This window comes from Streptomyces piniterrae (assembly GCF_005048155.1).
GTDB lineage: Bacteria > Actinomycetota > Actinomycetes > Streptomycetales > Streptomycetaceae > Streptomyces > Streptomyces piniterrae.
The window spans coordinates 67,668-87,671 of sequence record NZ_SUMB01000012.1; the positions used below are offsets into that span (position 1 = coordinate 67,668).

The 20,004-nt window shown below is 67.0% G+C and carries 16 protein-coding genes; 9 read left to right on the forward strand and 7 right to left on the reverse strand.

Annotated elements, in window-relative coordinates; translation table 11 throughout:
* The first annotated feature begins 127 nt into the window (after window positions 1–127).
* Window positions 128–2,578, forward strand: a complete 2,451-nt coding sequence (locus FCH28_RS29465; RefSeq protein WP_136743235.1) for a SpoIIE family protein phosphatase — start codon at window positions 128–130, stop codon at window positions 2,576–2,578.
* Between the two features lie 232 nt (window positions 2,579–2,810).
* On the opposite strand, the gene FCH28_RS29470 is transcribed toward FCH28_RS29465, so the two are convergent.
* Window positions 2,811–3,632, reverse strand: a complete 822-nt coding sequence (locus FCH28_RS29470) for an alpha/beta fold hydrolase (RefSeq protein WP_136743236.1) — start codon at window positions 3,630–3,632, stop codon at window positions 2,811–2,813.
* A gap of 1,303 nt (window positions 3,633–4,935) precedes the next feature.
* Here FCH28_RS29470 and FCH28_RS29475 point away from each other — a divergent pair.
* On the forward strand, window positions 4,936–5,454 hold the full coding sequence (locus FCH28_RS29475; protein WP_246103346.1) for a hypothetical protein: 519 nt from the start codon (window positions 4,936–4,938) through the stop codon (window positions 5,452–5,454).
* Window positions 5,455–5,709: 255 nt separating this feature from the next.
* On the opposite strand, the gene FCH28_RS29480 is transcribed toward FCH28_RS29475, so the two are convergent.
* Window positions 5,710–6,210, reverse strand: coding sequence for an SRPBCC family protein (locus FCH28_RS29480; RefSeq protein WP_136743237.1), 501 nt, complete (start codon window positions 6,208–6,210; stop codon window positions 5,710–5,712).
* Between the two features lie 302 nt (window positions 6,211–6,512).
* On the opposite strand from FCH28_RS29480, the gene FCH28_RS29485 reads away from it, so the two are divergent.
* Window positions 6,513–7,337 carry an alpha/beta fold hydrolase gene (locus FCH28_RS29485; protein ID WP_136743238.1) on the forward strand — a complete coding sequence of 275 codons (825 nt, stop codon included), beginning with the start codon at window positions 6,513–6,515 and terminating at the stop codon, window positions 7,335–7,337.
* Entirely contained in the window at window positions 7,334–8,692 is a 1,359-nt protein-coding gene (locus FCH28_RS29490) for a cytochrome P450 (RefSeq protein ID WP_136743239.1), read from the forward strand. Before FCH28_RS29485 ends, FCH28_RS29490 begins: the two co-directional genes overlap by 4 nt.
* 135 nt (window positions 8,693–8,827) lie before the next feature.
* Here FCH28_RS29490 and FCH28_RS29495 read toward each other — a convergent pair whose 3' ends face one another.
* Window positions 8,828–9,331: a C40 family peptidase gene (locus tag FCH28_RS29495; protein ID WP_136743240.1), complete on the reverse strand. Its 504-nt coding sequence runs from the start codon at window positions 9,329–9,331 to the stop codon at window positions 8,828–8,830.
* Between the two features lie 478 nt (window positions 9,332–9,809).
* Window positions 9,810–9,965 (reverse strand): hypothetical protein, encoded by a 156-nt coding sequence (locus FCH28_RS38315; protein ID WP_169314277.1) that lies wholly within the window; start codon window positions 9,963–9,965, stop codon window positions 9,810–9,812.
* 977 nt (window positions 9,966–10,942) lie between these two features.
* Between FCH28_RS38315 and FCH28_RS29505 the strand changes: the two genes are divergently transcribed.
* Together FCH28_RS29505 and qcrB are read left to right on the forward strand one after the other, a co-directional pair.
* On the forward strand, window positions 10,943–11,311 hold the full coding sequence (locus FCH28_RS29505; RefSeq protein ID WP_136743242.1) for a low affinity iron permease family protein: 369 nt from the start codon (window positions 10,943–10,945) through the stop codon (window positions 11,309–11,311).
* Between the two features lie 226 nt (window positions 11,312–11,537).
* The gene (gene qcrB, locus FCH28_RS29510) at window positions 11,538–13,220 is read left to right on the forward strand and encodes a cytochrome bc1 complex cytochrome b subunit (RefSeq protein WP_136743243.1); all 1,683 of its coding nucleotides are present in this window, start codon (window positions 11,538–11,540) and stop codon (window positions 13,218–13,220) included.
* On the opposite strand, the gene ctaF is transcribed toward qcrB, so the two are convergent.
* Window positions 13,189–13,581, reverse strand: a complete 393-nt coding sequence (gene ctaF / locus FCH28_RS29515; protein WP_136743244.1) for an aa3-type cytochrome oxidase subunit IV — start codon at window positions 13,579–13,581, stop codon at window positions 13,189–13,191. The two genes, qcrB and ctaF, sit on opposite strands and share 32 nt — an antisense overlap.
* Complete coding sequence (ctaD, locus tag FCH28_RS29520) at window positions 13,578–15,299, reverse strand: aa3-type cytochrome oxidase subunit I (RefSeq protein WP_136743245.1); 1,722 nt, start codon at window positions 15,297–15,299, stop codon at window positions 13,578–13,580. Before ctaD ends, ctaF begins: the two co-directional genes overlap by 4 nt.
* Window positions 15,300–15,623: 324 nt before the next feature.
* Here ctaD and ku point away from each other — a divergent pair, with 324 nt between their 5' ends.
* A complete protein-coding gene (gene ku / locus FCH28_RS29525; protein WP_136743246.1) occupies window positions 15,624–16,622 on the forward strand; it encodes a non-homologous end joining protein Ku in 999 nt (332 codons plus the stop codon).
* A 268-nt stretch (window positions 16,623–16,890) separates the two neighbouring features.
* Here ku and FCH28_RS29530 read toward each other — a convergent pair whose 3' ends face one another.
* Complete coding sequence (locus FCH28_RS29530; protein WP_425472027.1) at window positions 16,891–17,805, reverse strand: SDR family NAD(P)-dependent oxidoreductase; 915 nt, start codon at window positions 17,803–17,805, stop codon at window positions 16,891–16,893.
* A gap of 352 nt (window positions 17,806–18,157) precedes the next feature.
* On the opposite strand from FCH28_RS29530, the gene FCH28_RS29535 reads away from it, so the two are divergent.
* Both FCH28_RS29535 and ligD read left to right on the forward strand, forming a co-directional pair.
* Window positions 18,158–18,706 carry a type 1 glutamine amidotransferase domain-containing protein gene (locus FCH28_RS29535; RefSeq protein ID WP_136743248.1) on the forward strand — a complete coding sequence of 183 codons (549 nt, stop codon included), beginning with the start codon at window positions 18,158–18,160 and terminating at the stop codon, window positions 18,704–18,706.
* A gap of 308 nt (window positions 18,707–19,014) precedes the next feature.
* Window positions 19,015–19,944, forward strand: a complete 930-nt coding sequence (gene ligD / locus FCH28_RS29545; protein ID WP_136743250.1) for a non-homologous end-joining DNA ligase — start codon at window positions 19,015–19,017, stop codon at window positions 19,942–19,944.
* Window positions 19,945–20,004: the final 60 nt, after the last annotated feature.

Genomic DNA, 20,004 nt, shown 5'->3' on the forward strand with positions numbered 1-20,004 from the left:
CGAGGTTCGTCCGCGAGGCCGATACTGGGTGCAGCATCGTAGGTCCTGCCATCGGGTCACGGTGGGGAGTCCCCCCGGGCGGCGCCGCGTCGTCCCGGTGCCACTCGGAAGGCACAAGGTGGTGATGATGGACGCATCGCCGTCGACGTTCAGCGAGGGGCCGGAAGACCCCTTCGCCGCGCGTCGCGCAGCCTCGGTCGTCATCGATGCCCGCGGGCTGATCGTCGGGTGGAGCGAGCGGGCCGAGGCGCTGCTCGGCTACGCACCCGACGAGGTGATCGGCCGGCCGGCGGACGACGTCCTGGTGGACAACTCCCGGGACCGCGATGCCGTACTGGCCGCGGTGGAACTCTGCCTTCGCGACCAGGGATGGTTCGGCATCGTGCCGGTACGCCACCGCAACGGGAATCGCGTGGAGATCGGGTGCCGGGCCCGGATCGTCGTACGCCCCGATGCCACCTACGAGTGGTACGTCGTCGGCGCCCCGGCGCAGGAGGTGGTCCAGTGGGAGACCGACCGGTCGGTGCTGGACGGACTGTTCCGGCGGTCGCCCATCGGACTGGCGATCTACGCTCCTGACCTGAGCCTTCTGCGGGTCAACCGGGCGATCGCGAAGTTCAGCGGGGTCCCGGCCGAGAACCACCGTGGTCTGCGCGCCAACGACTTCCTCTTCCAGCCCGACGCGGAGACGGTCGAGGCCCAGATGCGCGAAGTGCTGGAGTCCGGGAAGTCCTCCATCTTCGCCGAGCAGCCCGTCCATATCCTCACCTCCCCCGAGCAGGAGCTGGTCGCGTCGTCCTCCGCGTTCCGGATGCAGGACTCCTCCGGCCGGGTCCTCGGCGTGGCGCAGACGGTCGAGGACGTCACCGACCGCTACCGGGCCCGCCGCCGGCTGGCGCTGCTCAACGAGGCCAGCGCCCGCATCGGAACCACGCTGGACGTGCCGACCACCGCCCGCGAACTGGCCGAGGTGGTGGTGCCCGACCTCGCCGACTACGCCTCCGTCGACCTGCTGGAGCCGGTCAACCGTGGCGAGGAGCCGGTTCAGGGGACCTTCGAACCGATGCGCAGGATGGCGATCCGCGGCATCTCGTCGGAGGCGGCGGAGGTGATGTATCCGGTCGGCGAAACGATTGCCTTCCCGCCGCAGGCGCCGCATCTCCGGTGCCTGGCAGAGCGCCGCCCGGTCCTCGAAACGTATCGGGACAGCCGTCTGCCCTGGCTGGCCGACGACGCCGAGCGGTCCGAGCGCGTCCTCAGCGAGGGCCTCCACTCGCTGATGGTGGTGCCGCTGGCCGCGCGCGGGCTGGTGCTCGGCACGCTCGGCCTGTGGAGATCGCGACGGCCCGAACCCTTCGAGGAGGACGACCTCACCCTCGCGGAGGAGCTCGCCTCCCGCGCCGCCCTCTGCATCGACAACGCCCGCCGCTACACCCAGCAGCACCAGGCGGCGCTGACCCTCCAGCACAGCCTGCTCCCGGGAGAGGTGCCCGGGCATCCGGCGGCCGAGGTCGCCCACCGCTACCGGCCCGCCGATCCGGCCGCGGGTGTCGGTGGCGACTGGTTCGATGTCATCCCGCTCTCCGGGCTCCGCGTCGCCCTCGTCGTCGGAGATGTGGTCGGCCATGGCACCCACGCCGCGGTCACCATGGGACGGCTGCGGACCGCAGTACACACACTGGCCAACCTCGATCTCGCTCCGGACGAGGTACTCGCCCAGCTCGACGGCCTCGTGGACCGCCTCGCCGTCGAGCAGGAAGCCACCGGCACACAGTCCCCGCAGCTCATCGGCGCCACCTGCCTCTACGCCGTCTACGATCCGGTCTCCCGCCGCTGCACCCTGGCGCGCGCCAGCCATCTGCCGCCCGTGGTGGTGACACCGGACGGAGAGGCGAGCCTCGCCGATGTTCCCGCCGGCCCGCCGCTCGGCCTGGGCGGGCTGCCGTACGAGTCCACCGAGCTGGAACTGGCCGAGGGCAGCCTCCTGGCCCTCTACACCGACGGCCTTGTCGAGGCCCGCCAGCAGGACGTCGACGAGGGACTGGCACGGCTGCGCGAGGCGCTGACCGTTCCCGCCCGCACCTTGGAGGAGACGTGCACGGCGGTCGAGGAGGCGATGCTGCCCGAACGTCCCGGCGACGACGTCGCCCTGCTCATCGCCCGTACCCGTGCCCTGGCGGCGGAGAAGGTGGCGACCTGGGAGCTGCCCGCGGAACCCACGGCGGCCGCCGAGGCGCGAAGTCTGACGACGCATCAGCTCACCGAGTGGCAGCTCGACGAGATGTCCGTCACCACCGAGCTCCTCGTCAGTGAACTGGTCACCAACGCCTACCGCTACGGCGAGGGGCCGATCACCCTGCGACTCATCCGCCACCGCGACCTCATCTGTGAAGTCTCCGACCGGAGCAGTACGTCCCCGCACCTGCGTCAGGCCCGCATCACGGACGAGGGCGGCCGCGGCCTCTTCCTGGTCGCCCAGCTCGCCCAGCGCTGGGGCACCCGCTACGTACGCGACGGCAAGACGATCTGGGCGGAACAGCCGATGCATACGCCGATGCCGAAGACGCCTGCGTTCTGAGGCGCAGATACTGCTGCTCTGAGATGCAGAGACCGCTGCTCTGAGCTGCAAAGTCCTCCGCTGCTCTGAGCCGCAAAGGCCTCCGCTCCGAGGGCCCCGATCGTGGTGGCCCCCGCCCTGAAACGCCGAGGCCCCCGCTCTGACGTGCAGGGCGGGGGTCGGGGGGCCGGGGGGGCCGGCGGGCCGGGGGCTGTGTTCGGCTCCTCGGCTGTGTTCGGCTCCTGGGTCGTGGTCAGCCGACGCAGTGCGGCTGGAAGGCTGGATCGGCCGGGCCCTGGCGCTCGAGGGCACGCTGCACCCACTGGGCGACGACCGGGTCCTTCGTGGCCTGGTCGTGCTCGGTCAGGTCGAGCGGGCACTTGTCCTGGAGGCGGACGTTGGTGACGTGGTCGGCCGGGCCGCTCAGGAAGGAGCTGGTGTAGGGCACCACGACCTCGTCGTATTTGGTGGCGAGCTGTGTGTAGTCAGGACCCGCGGGCGCCTCGGGGTCGGCGTTGAGCTTCTGGAGCAGCTCGGAGCCGGTGGTCTGGTCCACACAGGACGGACAGACCGTCGCTCCGGCCACGAGAGCCAGCGGGTTCGAGGTGCCGTGGTTGGAGGGCACGATCCCGACCAGGTCGTCCACCTTGGTCGCCCCGCCGAGGAACTTGATGTAGTAGCGCGGCATCATCCCGCCCTGACTGTGGCCGACCAGGTCCGCCTTGCGCGCTCCCGTCGAGCCGAGCACGGCGTTCACGAAGTCGCGCAGCTCGGCCGCCGAGTCCGGAATGGGGTCGGTGGCGGCGTGCCCGTAATTGAAGGCGAATACGCAATAGCCGGCGTCCGCGAGCTGCGGCGAGAGCGTGGCCCAATTCTCCGCCATGGTCTTGAACGTGCCATTGACCAGCACGACCGGTTCAGGATGCGCCGAGCTGGGCTTGCACGACCAGTTATTGGCGCCGGCCGGGGGGATATCGGTGACGTCGGCATGAGCGGTGGCGGCAGTGCCCAGAAAAGCGAGGGCGGCCGCGGCGGCGGCAGCGGTCAGAATCTGGAGACGGGAGCGCAGACGCATGGGGTTGAACCTTTCTCACATCGGGTTGCAACCCGAACCGGGGTCGGCAATGTCGAACGCCGAGCCGTATGCGGAATGGTTACCTCCGGGTTAACAAGGGTCAAGACTTCTGACGTCGGCGCATGTCACATCGGCAAACCCTTGCGGTATGGCGACGTGCTGTGTTTTCGCGCGTGCGCCCGCGGGAATGGATCGGGAATGGATTGGGCGATCAGTGATCAAGGCGCCTTCATTGGATATTTCCGGGCGCTGCTCGGAATTGCTTGATCGGGAATTTTTCGGACACTGGTCGCGAATTCCGGGCGCATGTGTCGGCAAGTGCAGGGGTGATGTGTGGTGCGAGAGTCCTGACCCCTTGCCCTCACCCTCACGCGCGCCCGCCTCGCAGGTCGGCGAGCCCGGCCTTGTAGATCTCCTTGACCCGCTTCGCGTGGGCCTGGCGTTCGTTGGAACGCTCCTGCCCATCAGATCGCCCAGCACCTGCACGTTAAAGCGATGCAGAGCGAGCCGGCCCTCGACCTCGCCGTGATCAGAATATCGGCGTCGCCTTCGGCGATGACCCGGGCGGTGTTCTGCACGGCATTCCAGTTGAGGTCGTCACGTACGAGTTCGGCCCAACCGGCCCAGTTGCGCCGCCCCTTGGCGACGACTCGATGGCACCACCCTGCCTGACTTTGCAGAGCATGGCGCCTCCGTGGGTCTCGTTCACCAGGATCGGCCGCATCTTTGACTGGGAGTCAGGTGCATCGCACTTCTCGATCGAGCATTTCGACGATGTTCTCTATTCCTCCGTCATACGCGTCTCGTGGTCGAGTGTGGCGACCAGAGACACGAAGTCCTCAGCGTCTTTCGGCGCTCCTCGGAATCCTCGACTGCGAAAACCCGGGCCTGCGGAAGAGATTCTCGGTGTTGAAGGCTGTGATACGGACAGTCATGGCGCCTCCTCACGCGGCTGCGGGTCCGTGTGGCCGGCGGATCTCCGAAGGCGGGGGACGGGGGAGCCCTGTCCTACGGAGGGGAAAGGCGCGGGGCCGAGCGCTTGCAGGGCGGCGGCCGGCCATGGCGGATCCGGGGGTGCCGTGGCGGTTCCGAGGGTTCTGATACAAGGCTTCCGAGCCCGAATCCGTTGCGGCAGTGAGGGTGGAACAAGGGCCATTGCGGCGTTGGCGCAAGTAGATCCACCCCAATTGCTGCTACACCTCGTATACATCCCTCCACTCCGCCCCACCCCTCCACCAGACCCCCTCCTCCACACCCATCCACGCATTCCGTGAAGTCGGTCCTGCCCCTGTGAGGTGGCGCCTTGTCGGGCAACGTCAGCGAATCCGTGCCTCCTGGCCGGCGGGAAACCCGCTTGCAGCGGCTGCTGTTCGGCGGGGTCTACGGATCGGTACTCGCCAGCACCCTGGTGGCCGCCTTGACGCACGACGGCGCGCCGCCCGATCCCGGATACGATGTGCTGTGGGTGCTGCTGGCGGCCGTGGCGTCCGCCGCCGCGCACGGCTACGCGCACGCGATCGCCCACCGTACGGCCGACGAGCCGGCGGTCACCATGAACGCTGTACGGTCGATGCTGACCGAATGGCCGCTGGTGGCAGCGGCGCTGCCGACGACCGCCGTGCTGCTCGGCGCGTACGCCAAATGGTGGTCGGAAGATACGGCGGAGGCAGTCGCCCTGACCATCAACACGGTGGCGCTGTTCGGCTGGGGAGTGTGGGCGGCTCGGGCCGCCGGACGGGGCTGGTGGGCGGCGTGCCGGGTCGGCGGCGTGGACATGCTGCTCGGACTGTTCATCGTCGCCGCGAATGTACTGAGCAAGTAGGCGCTATACGGCCGACAGGTCTTCGGCCCACCGGGCTATGGGCCTTGGGGGCACAGGCCCACGCCCCTCGGGGCACAGGCCCACGGCCCACCGGGCCTGCGGCCCACCGAGCTGCCGCCTGCATGAATGTCCGTCCGCGGGAATACCGCCCCCCGCCCCCGCGTTGTGGACCCGCAGGGGGCCTTCGCATCCCCTAGGGGATCTGTTCGAACAACCCCTAAGGGTCGTCGCGCCCAGCCCCCCTCTAAGCCGCCATCACGCGACGCTCGGCGCCGCCGCCGCCTCCAGATGGGCCTTCAGGCGCTGAAGCGTGGTGTCGATATTGGTGTCGTTGGTGCCCATGCGGTCGAAGACACCGGTGATCAGGATGGCGAACGGGATGAACCACGCCGGGACCCGCAGCCAGTTCGTCTCGGTGACGGTGCAGCCCTCGCCGCTGGGCTCGATGTCGTACTGCCAGCGGGAGATGGGAATCCCGAGCGGCGCCGTCACCTCGTAGGCGAAGCGCCGGCCCGGCGTGGCGTCCGTGACACGGCAGGTGGTGGTCCAGCGACGGAGGCCATTGCGGTTGTAGCCGCGGAAGCGGGCGCCTACGGCCGGGGCCGTGGCGTCGCGCAGCCAGCGGGCGCGGTGGGCCTCCTCGGCGAAGCGGATCATGACGGGAGGATCGCTGATGATGCGGTACGCCTCGGCCGGTGTCGCCCGGATGGTCACCGTGCCGGTGGCGGCGGGTTCCGGGAATCGCGGTATGCGCATCGAATGTCTCCTCGGCTGATGTAATCGCCGATTACATCAGCGGCGCGGGTAGGGGTCAAGGCCCTTGGGGGTACGTGTGGTTGATGACTCCCCGGCCGATGGAAGGACCCGGGGCATGCCCAATCACGGCGGGTGGTAGCGGCGCGCATGACGCCCTTGCGGGGCGGTGGCGTTACGGCCAATGTGGTCGGACGTGACTGCAGGCTGCGCTTCCGATGGCGGTCAACGAGTTCGTATGTCCCAACCCATGGCTTCGTAAGTCCTGACCCGTACCACTGACACCTCATACGTTTGGAGTGGGTGTGGCTTCCTTCGTACTGCCTCATGCCTTACGCGGCGGGGGATCGCACAAGGTCATCGCCGTCCACGGATGGTTCGCCGACAGGTCCGCCTTCGACGCGGTCCTGCCGGATCTCGACCAGGACGCGTTCCAATACGCGCTGGTCGACCTCCGTGGCTACGGCGACGCGAAGGGTGCGCTCGGCGCGTACACCACAGGCGAGGGGGCGGACGACGTGCTGGCGCTCGCCGACCGGCTGGGCTGGGAGCGGTTCTCGGTGATCGGCCATTCGATGGGCGGCAGCGTCGCCCAACGGGTGCTGGCCGCGGCGCCGCACCGCGTACGCAGGATCGTCGGAATCTCCCCTGTTCCCGCGTCCGGGCTGCCACTGCCGCCACAACAGTGGGAGCTGTTCTCCTCCGCCGCGCACGCCCCGGAGAACCGGAGGGCAATCATCGACTTCACCACCGGAGGGCGACGCCCTGCCGCGTGGCTGGAACGGATGGTGCGGCGATCGCTGGAGTGCAGCGACCCGAAGGCCTTCCGGGCCTGGCTGGACTCCTGGGCCGGGGAGGATTTCCATACGGAGGCCGAGGGCGCGCAGGCACCGGCTCTGGCGGTGGTCGGGGCGCTGGATCCCGCTCTGACCACCGAGTTGATGCGTCAGACGTGGATGCGGTGGTACCGCAGTGGTGAGTTGGCCGAGTTGCGTTCGGCGGGGCACTACGCCATGGACGAGACGCCTCTGGAGCTGATCCGGACCGTGGAGGATTTCCTGCGCGCGGACGGCGAGGGGGGCGAGGCCGACGGCGACGGCAGGGGCAGCGACAGGCCGGCAGCCGGATGACTGTTCCATCGGCCGCCGGAGCCGGAGCCGATCCCGGTGCTGATGCCGGAGCCGGATCCGGTCCCGGTGCCGGTGGAGGCGCCACGGAGCACGACACGCCGCACGCCCCAGATCTGCCGGACATCTTCGACCCGCGCGGCTACGCCAACGGGCTGCCGCACGCGGCGTATCGCCTGTTGCGCGATCGGCATCCCGTGGCCTGGCAGGAGGAGCACGAGGTACTCGGCTGGCCCGCCGGTCCCGGTTTCTGGGCCGTCACGCGACACGCCGATGTCGTACGCGTACTGAAGGACGCGCGCACCTTCTCCTCGCACCTCGGCGCCACCCAGATCCGCGATCCTGATCCCGCCGACCTGCCGTTCATCCGCCGGATGATGCTCAATCAGGACCCCCCGGACCACGGGCGGCTACGACGTTTGGTCAGCCGCGCCTTCACCCGTCACCGGGTCGACCGCTTCGAGGCCGTCGTACGCGATCGGGCCCGTGACCTGCTGGCGGCGGCGGTCGACACGGCACGCACCGGGAACGGGGTGTGCGACATCGTCACCGAGGTCACGGACGATTTCGCACTGCTCAACCTCGCCGACCTGCTGGGCGTACCGGCCACGGAGCGCGGCCTGCTCCTCGACTGGACCCGGCGCGTCATCGGCTACCAGGACGCGGACGAAGCCGGCCCGTCCGAAGCCGGCCCGGACGGTCGGCCCGCCAACCCGCGCTCGCCGTCGATGCTGCAGGACATGTTCGCCTTCGCCCGTGAACTGGCCGCCCACAAGCGGAAACACCCCGGCGACGACATCATGACCGTACTCGCGTCGGACAGCGAACTGGCCACGCCCGAGCTGGAGATGTTCTTCTTCCTGCTGACCATCGCGGGCAACGACACCGTACGCAGCGCGGCCCCCGGCGGCCTGCTGGCACTGGCCGAGCACCCGGACGCGTACCGCCGGCTGCGCGCAGGGGCGGTGGGGAAGGGGACAGGTGTGGAGGAGCTGCTGCGCTGGCACCCGCCGGTGCTCAGTTTCCGCCGGACCGCGACATGCGACACCGAAGTGGCCGGCCGCCCGATACGCGCCGGCGACAAAGTGGTCGTCTTTCACGGCTCGGCGAACTACGACGAGCGGGCCTTCGCCAACCCGCACCGACTGGACCTGGCCCGCACCCCGAATTCCCATGTCGCGTTCGGCGACGGCCCGCATGTCTGCCTGGGCGCGCATTTCGCGCGACTGCAGTTGCGGGTGCTCTACGAGGAGACGTGCGACCTGCTGCCCGGCCTGGCGGTCGCAGGTCCGCCGAAGCGGCTCGTGTCGAACTTCATCCATGGGCTGAAGTCGGTGCCTCTGCGGGTGGTCACGTAGCGAGTTGTGCGTGCCGGGCGGTTGCGGGATGTTCCGGCAACCGCGCGGCATGGCAGGACTACGACGGGCTACGGCCCGGCATGGATCGGCTACGCGGATCGTCAACGCGATCCGAGCTGCGTGAAGTTGCCCAGGTCAGTGGGCCAGCAGCTTGTACAGCGCCATCGGTGTCACATAGCCGGGCCAGCGGCCGTCGGCGAAGAGATGGACACCGGCATCCAGGTAGCACTGGTCGACGAGTTGGGAACAGATCATGTGCCGGGTGCTGGCGATGTAGCGGCGCAGTCCCGGTACGGGGAGGTGGAAGCGGTGGGTCGCGATGGCGAGATAGTCGAGGAAGCTGTACGGCACTCCGATGTATCGGGTGGCCGCGTCGCAGATGGCGCTGCGCTGCTGCTCGGTGAGTCCTTCCGGACAGACGTAGAGCGCATTGGCGCCGGTGTATTCGGAGAGCGATCTGATGCGGGCCCCGCCGGGCACGGCTTCCAGCAGGCGGTTGTCGGGCAGGACCAGAAAGGCGTGTTGGTAGTCGGCGAAACCGTCTCCGTTGAGCCACTGGCCGAGGCGGATCAACCGGCCGGTGACGCCGGATATTTGGGTGAGTCCGATGTCGCCGGGCATGGGATTGGTGTGCTTCATGAGCGGCTCCCGGGAGCGCAAGGCGGATGACCATGGCGGATCGGCGAGGCACCCGGCCAAGGCGGAATTGCTGCGGTGATTTCCTGAGGGGATCTCTGAGAGGAACTCTGCGAGGGATCTGTGGCGGACCTCTGTGGCGGACCTGTGACGGATCTCTGTGGCGGATCTCGTGACGATCTCTGTAATGGCTCTCTGCGGTGGATCGTTACGGCTGATTTCTACGGCGACTTTCCACGTTTCTGCGGTTTCCGCGCCGCCGAACCGAATTACTAGATGTCATACCCACTGTCCGGCCGGATGCACCGCGTCCGTTCATGAGTGGGGGAGTTGAGGGGCCGGGCTGCGATCGAGAGGCAGGAAAACCTGCGGCGGCGGGCTACTCGTCCAGGAGCGTCGCCCGGCGTGACGGCCGGCGTGATGGCCGGGGTGCCGGCTCGGCTACGGCAGTCGGATGAATCACGCGGATGAATCACGGTCCCTACGGAACGCCGCCAGAGGCAGCGGTTTCCCGGTGCGCTTCGCCGCGCACCGCCTCGAACGGATCGGGCGCGACGAGAGCTTGCGTATCGCATGGCGTCGAGCGTCGTTGATGCCAGTGGTGCTGTTTGGCATCGTTGATGCCGATTTGCTCCATCTGCTTCCTGGCGTCCTATCGCCCTATCGTCGAGACCCCTTGGATCTGTGATGCGCCTCTTCCGCCCCGTGGCTGTTGCCCTCGGAGGGCTCCTCTTCGCCGTAACCCTGCCCACCGTCGCCGCATCCGCCGAAAGCGCTCCTTTCATTTGGGAGGGGCCCAACGGAAAGCTCTATTCGGTGACGAATCCCCCCGGAGGCAAGTGCCTCTCCATGGCCCAACAGGCGCGGGCACCACGCAACAACACGAAGATGCCGGCCATCGTCTACTCGAAGAGGCAGTGCGCAGGAACGAAGTACCGCCTCGCGCCCGGGCAGCAGGCACCCCGCAACGTTGTCTTCGCGAGTATGGTCTTCAACCCGCGCTGAGAATCGGGCAGCGGGAGTGCGTCGCCTCCGCGAGCGGGCCCGCCCGTGCCACTGCCGGTCGACAGTCGGCTGGGTCGACGGTCGGCTGGCAAGGGGTGCGGCCGCCCCTCAGGGCATGGGCCCGTGCCCTGGCTTCGGCGGGCTCGGGGCCGGCCCCGGAGGGTGGGCCCCGCTGGGCGCAGCCTGGACCTTCGCCAGGCAAAGCTCATGATCGGGCGTACCCGAACTGGGGGCATTTCCGCGGCTCCGAACGAATGACGGTTACTGGGTAATGCTGCTGCCGGCGACGGGGACATGTCCGCCGTTCTCCCGGACTTCCTCGGCGCTTTGGGGGTACGCGGGATCGATCCGGCTGAGGTGAATTCCGCCAGCCGCGGGATGTTCGATCGATAGGCAGGCCTTTGCCCCTGCCGGGTATGCCGTAGCCGTCTCCGATGGGCGCTGCCACACCGCGTCACCGGATCACGTCTTGAATGTCGCGGCAGGGCGACACGCGTTCCGACGGCCACGAGCCAGCCAGGCGACAAGGTCCCGGCGGAGAGGGTGGGGACGTGTCCGCGCGCGGCGTGGCGCTGTTCCGCCCGCGGGATCATCGAGTATCCAGGTGACATGATCCTTCGTCACCCTGCCAGCAGAGGAGGCAACCGACGGGGCCGATTCGCCGAACTGGCCCAGAAGTCGTCGCTTCTCACCAGTTCGCCAGCCTTCTTTGTCTTCTGCCTCGCTCTCATCGGCCTGTTCATCGCCTTTCATCTGGCGCATTTTCCGGTCGATTTGCAGCTGTTCGTAGGGGATGCGATGACGGCGGTGACGCTCCTTCTTCTGGCGTTGCTCAAGAATTCCGAGCTCCGTGCCGAGCATGCGATTCAGCGGAAGCTCGACGCAGTGGCTGCCGCGCTACTGGAAGGTTACGAAGGAAAGGGCGGGAAAGCCGCCGAGGATCTCCGGAAATCCATCCGGCTGGAGGAGGAGACATAGCGAAGTGCCGGGCAGGGACAGGGAATCCGAGTGGCGCGGGCGGCCGGGCAGGCGCGCCGTGCGGCTGCCGGCCATGAGGTTCTTCGCGCAGCTGACTACACGTCAGGAATTTCGGTCGGGCACGGCCATCGCGGAGACGAACACCGAGGGGCACCGTGCGGCGTGTGACACGTGACGATGTGCCGAAACCGGCTCCGGCGCTGGCGGCTTGAGGGGAGCGCGATTCATGTCCTTTCGGAAGGGTGCGGTACGGCTCAGCGACCGACTGCAACAGGCCGCCGAAAGAAGCTTTCACTGGCTGGACGCCAGACTGCCGGCAGCCTCGGCCGGCAAACTCCTGCGCAAGGCCTTTCCCGATCACTGGGCTTTTCTGCTGGGTGAGCTGGCGCTCTACAGCCTGCTGGTGTTGGTGCTCACCGGCGTCTTTCTGACCCTGTTCTTCGACCCGGCCATGAACGAGAGCACGTACCAAGGCTCGTACGTGCCGTTGCAGGGCACCCGGATGACGCAGGCATACGCTTCCACGCTGAGGATCAGCTTCGATGTGCGTGGCGGACTGCTCATCAGGCAGATCCACCACTGGGCTGCGCTGACGTTCCTCGCCGCCATCGGCGTGCACATGCTGCGGATCTTCTTCACCGGAGCCTTCCGACGCCCCCGCGAGGGGAACTGGGCGATCGGCCTGACGCTCTTCCTCCTGGCCTTGCTGGAAGGGTTCTGCGGATACTCGCTTCCGGATGATCTGCTTTCCGGAACCGGGCTGCGCACCGCGGCCACGATCATGGGATCCATTCCCGTCGTGGGGACATATCTGTCCTTCTTCGCCTTCGGTGGCGAGTTTCCCGGTCAGGTCATCATCCCGCGCCTTTACGTTCTGCACATCCTGCTCGTGCCCGGAATCCTCATCGCGCTCGTGACAGTCCATCTCATTCTTGTGGTGTATCTCAAACACACTCAGTGGCGAGGTCCCGGTAGAACGAACAAAAACGTGCTGGGGCAGCCGATGCTCCCCCAATGGCTCGTCAAGTCCACCGGCCTCTTCATCATCCTGTCCGGCGTCTTCGCCGTGCTCGGGGCGCTCGGCCAGATCAACCCGGTGTGGGATTACGGGCCGTTCCAAGCCGATCAGGTGTCCACCGACGCGCAGCCCGACTGGTACGTGGGATTCCTCGAGGGAGCTCTGCGTCTGATGCCTCCCTGGGAGACGAACCTGTGGGGGCACACCATCATGTGGAATGTCTTCATTCCCGCTGTCGCTCTTCCGGGGGTGCTTTTCGGGGTGCTGTATGCCTACCCCTTCTTCGAGAGATGGGTGACCCCTGAGAGAGGTGAACGGCATCTGTGCGACCGGCCGCGTGAGCAGCACACGCGTACCGGTCTCGGTGTGGCGGCCATCTCCTTTTACGCAGTGCTGCTCCTGGCCGGGGGGAACGATGTCGTCGCGTTCATCTTCGACCTGTCGATCAACGCCCTGACCTGGGTACTGCGGGTGGCGGTGCTGGTGGTCCCGCCATTGGCTTTCGTCGTCACCAAGTGGCTCTGCCTGGCTCTGCAGCACCGTGACCGTGAGCGCCTGATCGAAGGGGATGAAACAGGTCAGGTCCAGCAGTCCGTTTATGGCGACCTGAGCGAGGGGCACCGGCCGCTGCCCGCTGCGGAGCGCCTTACGCTGCTTGCTCGCAGGACGCAGCTTCCCCTCCCGGATCCCGAGGTACCCGCCAAAACCCTTCCCCGGCGACAGCGATTGCAGTTGTCTCTGAGCCGCTGGTACTACCGGGATCAGGTGGAGTTTCCTGTCCTTCAGGAACACAAGGATGAGAAGGAAGCGAAGGACGAGGAGGGGCAGAGGGAAGGGCGGGAATGGCAGGCGGATGGTCTCAGCTCTCGCGGTCCGCGTGCTGGAAGATAAAGCCGAAGGTGCCGCCGGCCACAAGGCCCACACCGATCAGAAAGAGCCATGCGCCGAATACGACGCCCAGTGCTGTCACTGAGTATCCGAGCGCTGTGAGAAACGGATAGACGCTGCGGGGCGGAAAGAAGTCGACCGGGCCCGACCGCTGCAGGATCTCGGCGCTTTTGTGGTCTTCGGGACGGGATCCGTGCTTGCGTCGTTGCACACCGAAGAAGATGAAGACAAGGCCCGACATGAGGAAGGACACAATGAGCGCGGCGGTGCCGGCCGGTTCCAGGTCCGACCACCACGCATAGCCGACGGAGGTGACGGCGAAGAACAGCGCGACACCACCGAAGAGATACGTTTCGATCTTCACGTGCTATCGCCCCTTGTGTCGGGGGTGGGTGTGCCGCCCTGCTCGGAGCGGGAACGGATGTCGGACGTCGGCACGCCGGCCGCCACCTCTGGATGATGCAGGTCGAATGCGGGGGAGTCGGATCGGACACGCGGCAACGTATGGAAGTTGTGGCGAGGCGGCGGGCAGGAAGTCGCCCACTCCAATGACCTCCCGAAACCCCAGGGGTCGTCCATCTGGACCTTCGGCGCGTAGCGGGCGGTGCGCCAGACGTTGTACAAGAACGGCAGCGTGGAGGCACCCAGCAGAAAGGCGCTCATCGAGGAGACCATGTTCAAGGTCGTGAAGCCATCTGCCGCCAGATAGTCGGCGTAGCGGCGGGGCATACCCATCTCACCGAGCCAGTGCTGTACGAGAAACGTTCCCTGGAATCCGATGAACAACGTCCAGAAATGGATCTTGCCAAGCCTCTCGTTCAGCATCTTTCCGGTCCACTTGGGCCACCAGAAATAGAACCCGCCGAACATCGCAAAGACGACGGTACCGAACAACACGTAGTGCAGATGCGCCACGATGAAGTAGCTGTCCGTCACATGAAAATCCAGGGGTGGCGAGGCGATCAGGATTCCACTGAGTCCGCCCAGCAGGAACGAGACCAGAAATCCCACACTCCACAGCATCGGTGTCTCGAACGACAAGCTGCCATGCCACATGGTGCCGATCCAGTTGAAGAACTTCACACCGGTCGGAACGGCGATGAGGAAGGAAAGAGCCGCGAAGAACGGCAGGAGGGCCCCTCCGGTGGCGAACATGTGGTGGGCCCAGACGCTGGCGGAAAGCATGGTGATGGCGATCGTCGCGCCGACCATTCCGATATACCCGAAGATCGGTTTGCGGCTGAACACCGGAATGATTTCGGAAATTACGCCAAAGAATGGCAGGGCCACGATGTACACCTCCGGATGACCGAAGAACCAGAACATGTGCTGCCATAGCAATGCGCCCCCGTACGCGGAGTCGAAGACATGCGCGCCGAACTTCCGGTCCGCCTCCAGGACGAGCAGCGCGGCCGTGAGTACGGGAAACGCCAGTAGCGCGAGAATGGAGGTGAACAGGATATTCCAGGTGAAGATGGGCATGCGGAACATCGTCATGCCGGGGGCGCGCAGACAGACGATCGTGGTAATGAAATTCACCGAGCCCAGAATCGTGCTCAGACCTGCCACGACAAGCCCCATGGCCCATAGATCGCCGCCCTTTCCCGGTGAGAAAACCGCCCCGTTGAGGGGTGCGTAGGCGAACCAGCCGAACGAGGCCGCCCCACCGGGAATGATGAAGCCCGACACCACCATCAGGCCGCCCAGCAGAAAGAGCCAGTAAGTAAAAGCATTGAGTCGCGGAAACGCGACATCAGGGGACCCGATCTGAAGCGGCATCACCGCGTTCGCGAAGCCCGCGAACATGGGAGTCGCAAACAGCAGCATCATGATGGTGCCATGAATGGTGAAAAGCTGATTGTACTGTTCGTTCGAGAACAGTTGGAGGCCGGGCTGGGCCAGCTCCGCGCGCATGAGCATGGCCAGTGTTCCGCCGAACAGGAAGAATCCGAAGGCGGTGACCAAGTACAGGTTGCCGATCACTTTGTGGTCGGTCGTGGTGAGCCATCTCAGGAGGACTCGGCCGGGCCGCGACCGATCCTTTCCCGATACGGACCGGTCAACCACCGCAACCTCAGTCATCTGCGCTCCCTCTCCTCGTGAACCGCGCAATGCGAATTCACCCCCGCCATGATGGATGCTCCTGGTCGTGCCACAGAGCGCGCGGGGAAGGCCGTACGAGTGAAATGCCGACCGGTGCACTCAGTGGACGACGGCTATGGTGCCCGGGGCGGGACCGGGCTCGGTTATGGGCCGGCCCGGCGGAATGCGCAAGGAACTGCGGAAATTCGCAAGGAACTGATGGGCGGCGGTCTGCGAGGGATGCGATCAATGCCGATCGGACGTGCCATGGAAGGGGGAAGCCGGAGGCGCAGCTCCGGCACGGCCGGCTCGGAGGTGCGGCCCATGGCTCGTCCGGTGTGGAGCGGTTCCCTGACCTTCGGGCTGGTCACCCTGCCCGTAAGGATGTACACGGCGACGGACAGTCACACGATCCACTTCCACCAGCTCCAGCGCGGCACATCGGACCGGATCCGCCATCAGCGGGTCAATGAACGCACCGGTGAAGAAGTCCCGGCGGAGGACATCGTCAAGGGATTCGACACCGGCGAGGACTACGTGCTGGTCGAGCCGGAGGAATTGGACGACATCGCGCCCGGCCGGTCCAAGGCACTGGAGATCACCGGCTTCGTCGATCTGGCCGAGGTCGAGCCGATCTTCTTCGACCGCACCTATTACCTGGGACCGAGGGGCAAGGAGTACGCCAAGGCCTACGCCCTGCTGCACCAGGCCCTCGACCGGTCAGGAAAGGCCGGCATCGCCACGTTCGTGATGCGCACCCGCGAGTACCTGGTCGCGGTGAAATCGGAAGACGACCTCCTCGCGCTGCACACCCTGCACTGGGCGGACGAAGTGCGGGACCCGCACCGGGAAGTGGATGATCTGCCGGCCAGGCCCAAGGTCACCGAACGTGAACTGAAGGCCGCTGACCAGCTGATCGAGGCCCTGACCACTGATGGGCATCCCGAGGATTACCACGACACCTACCAGGCAAGAGTCCGCAATCTCGTCGAGGCCAAACGCAAGGGCGAGACGGTGGAGAAGGCCGAGCAGGCACCCGAATCCACCAATGTCATCGATCTGATGGATGCGCTCAACGCCAGCCTGGAAACGGCCGAAGGAACGCGGAAGGGCCGGCGAAAGGGCCTGGAACAGAGCCGGCGCCAGGGACAAGGGAAGGGCCCAAGGAAGGGCCGAGGGAAGAGCCAGGCGAAGGGCCGGATCGAGCGATCCGAACTCGGCCGGTACAGCAAGGCGGAGCTCTATGAACTCGCCGCCGAGGCCGATGTCCGAGGGCGCTCGTCGATGAACCGCGGCGACCTCATCAAGGCCCTCTCCGCGTGATGCGACGCGCCTGCGAACGTACTAGGGGGTGAGGAGGCCGATATGCACAATCCCGAAACCCCTGAGGAACCTGTCGAGGAACCGCAGTCAGCGGATCAGGACAGGGGCAGTGCCAAGGAGAGGCCGATGAGGCTTACCGAGATGGCGAAGCGCAAGGCAAAGCATGTGATGGAGAAGCTCAAGCCGCACGGTGACCAAGCCCCGCGGTGACCAAGCCCTGTGGTGACGGGCCTCCACGGTGACGGACCCGCACGGTGACCAAGCCACCTCACCACCTGTGGCCCTTGGTCCCGGTGCGCTGGTTGTACCGGTCGGCCGCCCGTTCATTGAGCACGCCCAGCACGGCGCGGAGCCATCGTGCGGGCGGCTGCTCCTCCGCGGCGACCTTGGCGCCCTCCGCCGTTTCGCGATGGCTGCCGTCGCGGGGCAGCATGCGGCCCGCCGCCGACACCAGCCGGCTGGTGATCACGGGTGCCACCCCATGGGCCGTGGAACCCAGCTTGGCCGCCGGAGTGAGGACCACCCGAGGCCGCCGCCGCTGTACAGCGGTCACAATGCGCTCCGCCGCTCGCTCGGCGTTCATGGACAGGAACGGGGCCCCGGCCAGCGGTTGGAACCAGGCGTACTCCCGCCGCCGGTCGCCACCGAAGGACGCATGCAGATGCGAGCCGGTGCGCATCAGACCGGGGTGGATGCCCGTCACCGTGACCCCGTACGCAGCCTCCTCCGCGCGCAGGCCCTCCGCGAGTGCGGCGACCGACGCCTTGGCGCAGGAGTACGGCAGCAGATGGGGCACCGCCAGCAGACCGCCCACGGACCCGATGAGGGCGAGTCGGCCGCCGGCGGCACTGCGCCGAAGGTGGGGGAGTGCGGCGAAAGCGGTGTTGACCGTGCCGTTGAAGATCGACTCCATCGCCTCGCGGAAACCGTCGGGGCCCAGGGCCTCCGCGGGACCGACCTGGATGATGCCGGCGTTGGCGATGACGATGTCCAGACCGCCGTGCTCATCGGCGACTTCCGCGAGGCGGTCGCGGACCGCGGCACCGTCCCGCACATCGCACACCGCACTGTGCACCGAACCCCTGCTCAGCGCGTCGAGCTTGGCGACGGCCCGGCTGAGTCCGGCCTCGCCCCTCGCCAGCAGCACCACGTCACAGCCACGCTGCATGAGCTGGCGAGCCATGAGCAGCCCAAGTCCTCGCGAGCCGCCGGTAACCACAGCGGTGAGCCCCTCGACAGAGGGAGCGGCCGGAATCACCTGCACGATGGATCGCCCTTTCCGTCGCGTTGCACAAACGACGCTACCCGGTGGCGCTCAGGGGCGTATCGGCCCACGCTTCGGGTACGCGCGACCAAAGCCCCGGGGGTTCCGCAGGGTGGCCGTATATGAGGCCGGGAACGGAGTGCGGCGCCATATGCCGAGGGCCCGGTGGCGCTACGCCAATCAGGCGGGAGACTTCCACTGGGGCACCTGCCTTCGCGCAGAAAGGAACGGATCAGGGCATCTGCCTTCGCGCAGAAAGGAGCGAAACATCATGCAGATTGCTTTCCTGGTGGCGCCCAAGGGTGTGGAGCAGATCGAACTGACCGAGTCCTGGCAGGCGGTCATCGACTCGGGAGAGACGCCACATCTGATCTCCACCCGCTCGGGTCGGATCCAGGCCTTCGACCACCTGGAAAAGGCCGAAACCTTCCCGGTGGACCGCACGGTGGATGCGGCGAAAGTAAGCGACTACGCCGGCTTGGTGCTGCCCGGCGGTCTCGCCAACCCCGATGCCCTGCGTATGGACAAGACAGCGGTGAAGTTCGTCAGGGACTTCTTCGACGCGGGCAAACCCGTCGCGGCCATCTGTCATGCGCCCTGGACGCTCATCGAGGCCGACGTCGTACGGGGCCGTACCCTCACGTCCTTTCCCAGCCTGCAGACCGACATCCGTAATGCCGGCGGCACCTGGGTCGACGAACAGGTGAAGGTGTGCACGGCAGGCCCCAGCACTCTCATCACCAGCCGTAGGCCCGGTGATCTGGAGGCCTTCTGCAGCACCTTCCTGTCCGAGTTCTCGCAGGCCGTACAACGCGCCTGACACGACGGCAACCCGGGATCACCGGGTGCCGTTCCGGTCCGGTCGCGGGGCGTGGGAAGTGGCCGTAGACAGGAGGTATGAGCGAGAAAGAATCATTCCGGCCCGGTGAGATCGTGCCCGACAGCGGTATCTACGAGTGCAATTGCGGCCAGCACCATCACTGGAGCACCGACGTCAAAGGACACCGCTTCCCACCTCCGTCCCAAGGCTGCTCGGGCAACGCGTGGGTCCTGAAGGATCCGGCCCACCCCGCCACCTGACGTGCGCGAGCCCGCCTCTCCGGTGGGGGAGCGGCCGAAGGAGAGACGGTGAGTACGAAGGACGCCATTCGTGTCGGGAGCCGGACCGTGGCGATATCCCATCCGGACAAGGAACTCTTCCCTGACGACGGGATCACCAAGGCCGAACTGATCGACTTCTACCGCACCGTTTCCCGCCCCATGCTGACCCATCTGCGCGGACGGCCGCTGGCCATGGAACGCCACCCCGACGGGTACGGCGGGAAGTCGTTCTTCCACAAGGACGTCCCCGACTACTTCCCGGACTGGATCCACCGCCAGGAGGTGGCCAAGGAGGACGGGACCCTCACCATGGTGGTGTGTGACGACTCCGCCACTCTCGCCTACCTCGCCCACCAGGCATGCATCACTCCGCACCCGTGGCTGAGCCGCGTCGACCGGCTCGACTGCCCGGACCGGCTGGTCTTCGATCTGGACCCTCCGGGTGAGGACTTCGAGATCGTGCGCTGGACCGCCCGGAAGCTGGGCGACCTCCTCACCACCGAACTCGGGCTGCGGCCCGCGGTGATGACGACGGGCTCACGCGGCCTGCACCTCGTCATGCTTCTCGACCGGCGCACCGACTTCGACACCACACGCGCCTTCGCCCGGCAGGTGGCCGACCTGCTCGCCGCCCGGCACCCGGACAAGCTGACGACCGAGGCGCGCAAGAACAAGCGCCGCGGCCGGCTCTACCTGGACACCCAGCGCAATGCCTACGCCCAGACCTCGGTGGCCCCCTACGCCGTCCGAGCCCGCCCGCACGCCCCGGTGGCCACCCCGCTCGAATGGGACGAACTCGACGACCCCCGGATCGGCCCGCGGCACTGGACCCTGCGCACCCTCCCCGACCGGCTGTCCGAGCACGGCGACCCCTGGGCGGGCCTGAGCCGCTGCCGGCGCTCCCTGGGGCCGGCCCGTCGCCGCCTCGATGCCCTTGTCCGGGAAGACTCCTCCTGACGGCCCGGGATCCTGCCGGGACCGCCCGCAGCACTGCCGACGGCGCTGGGGCCTGACCCA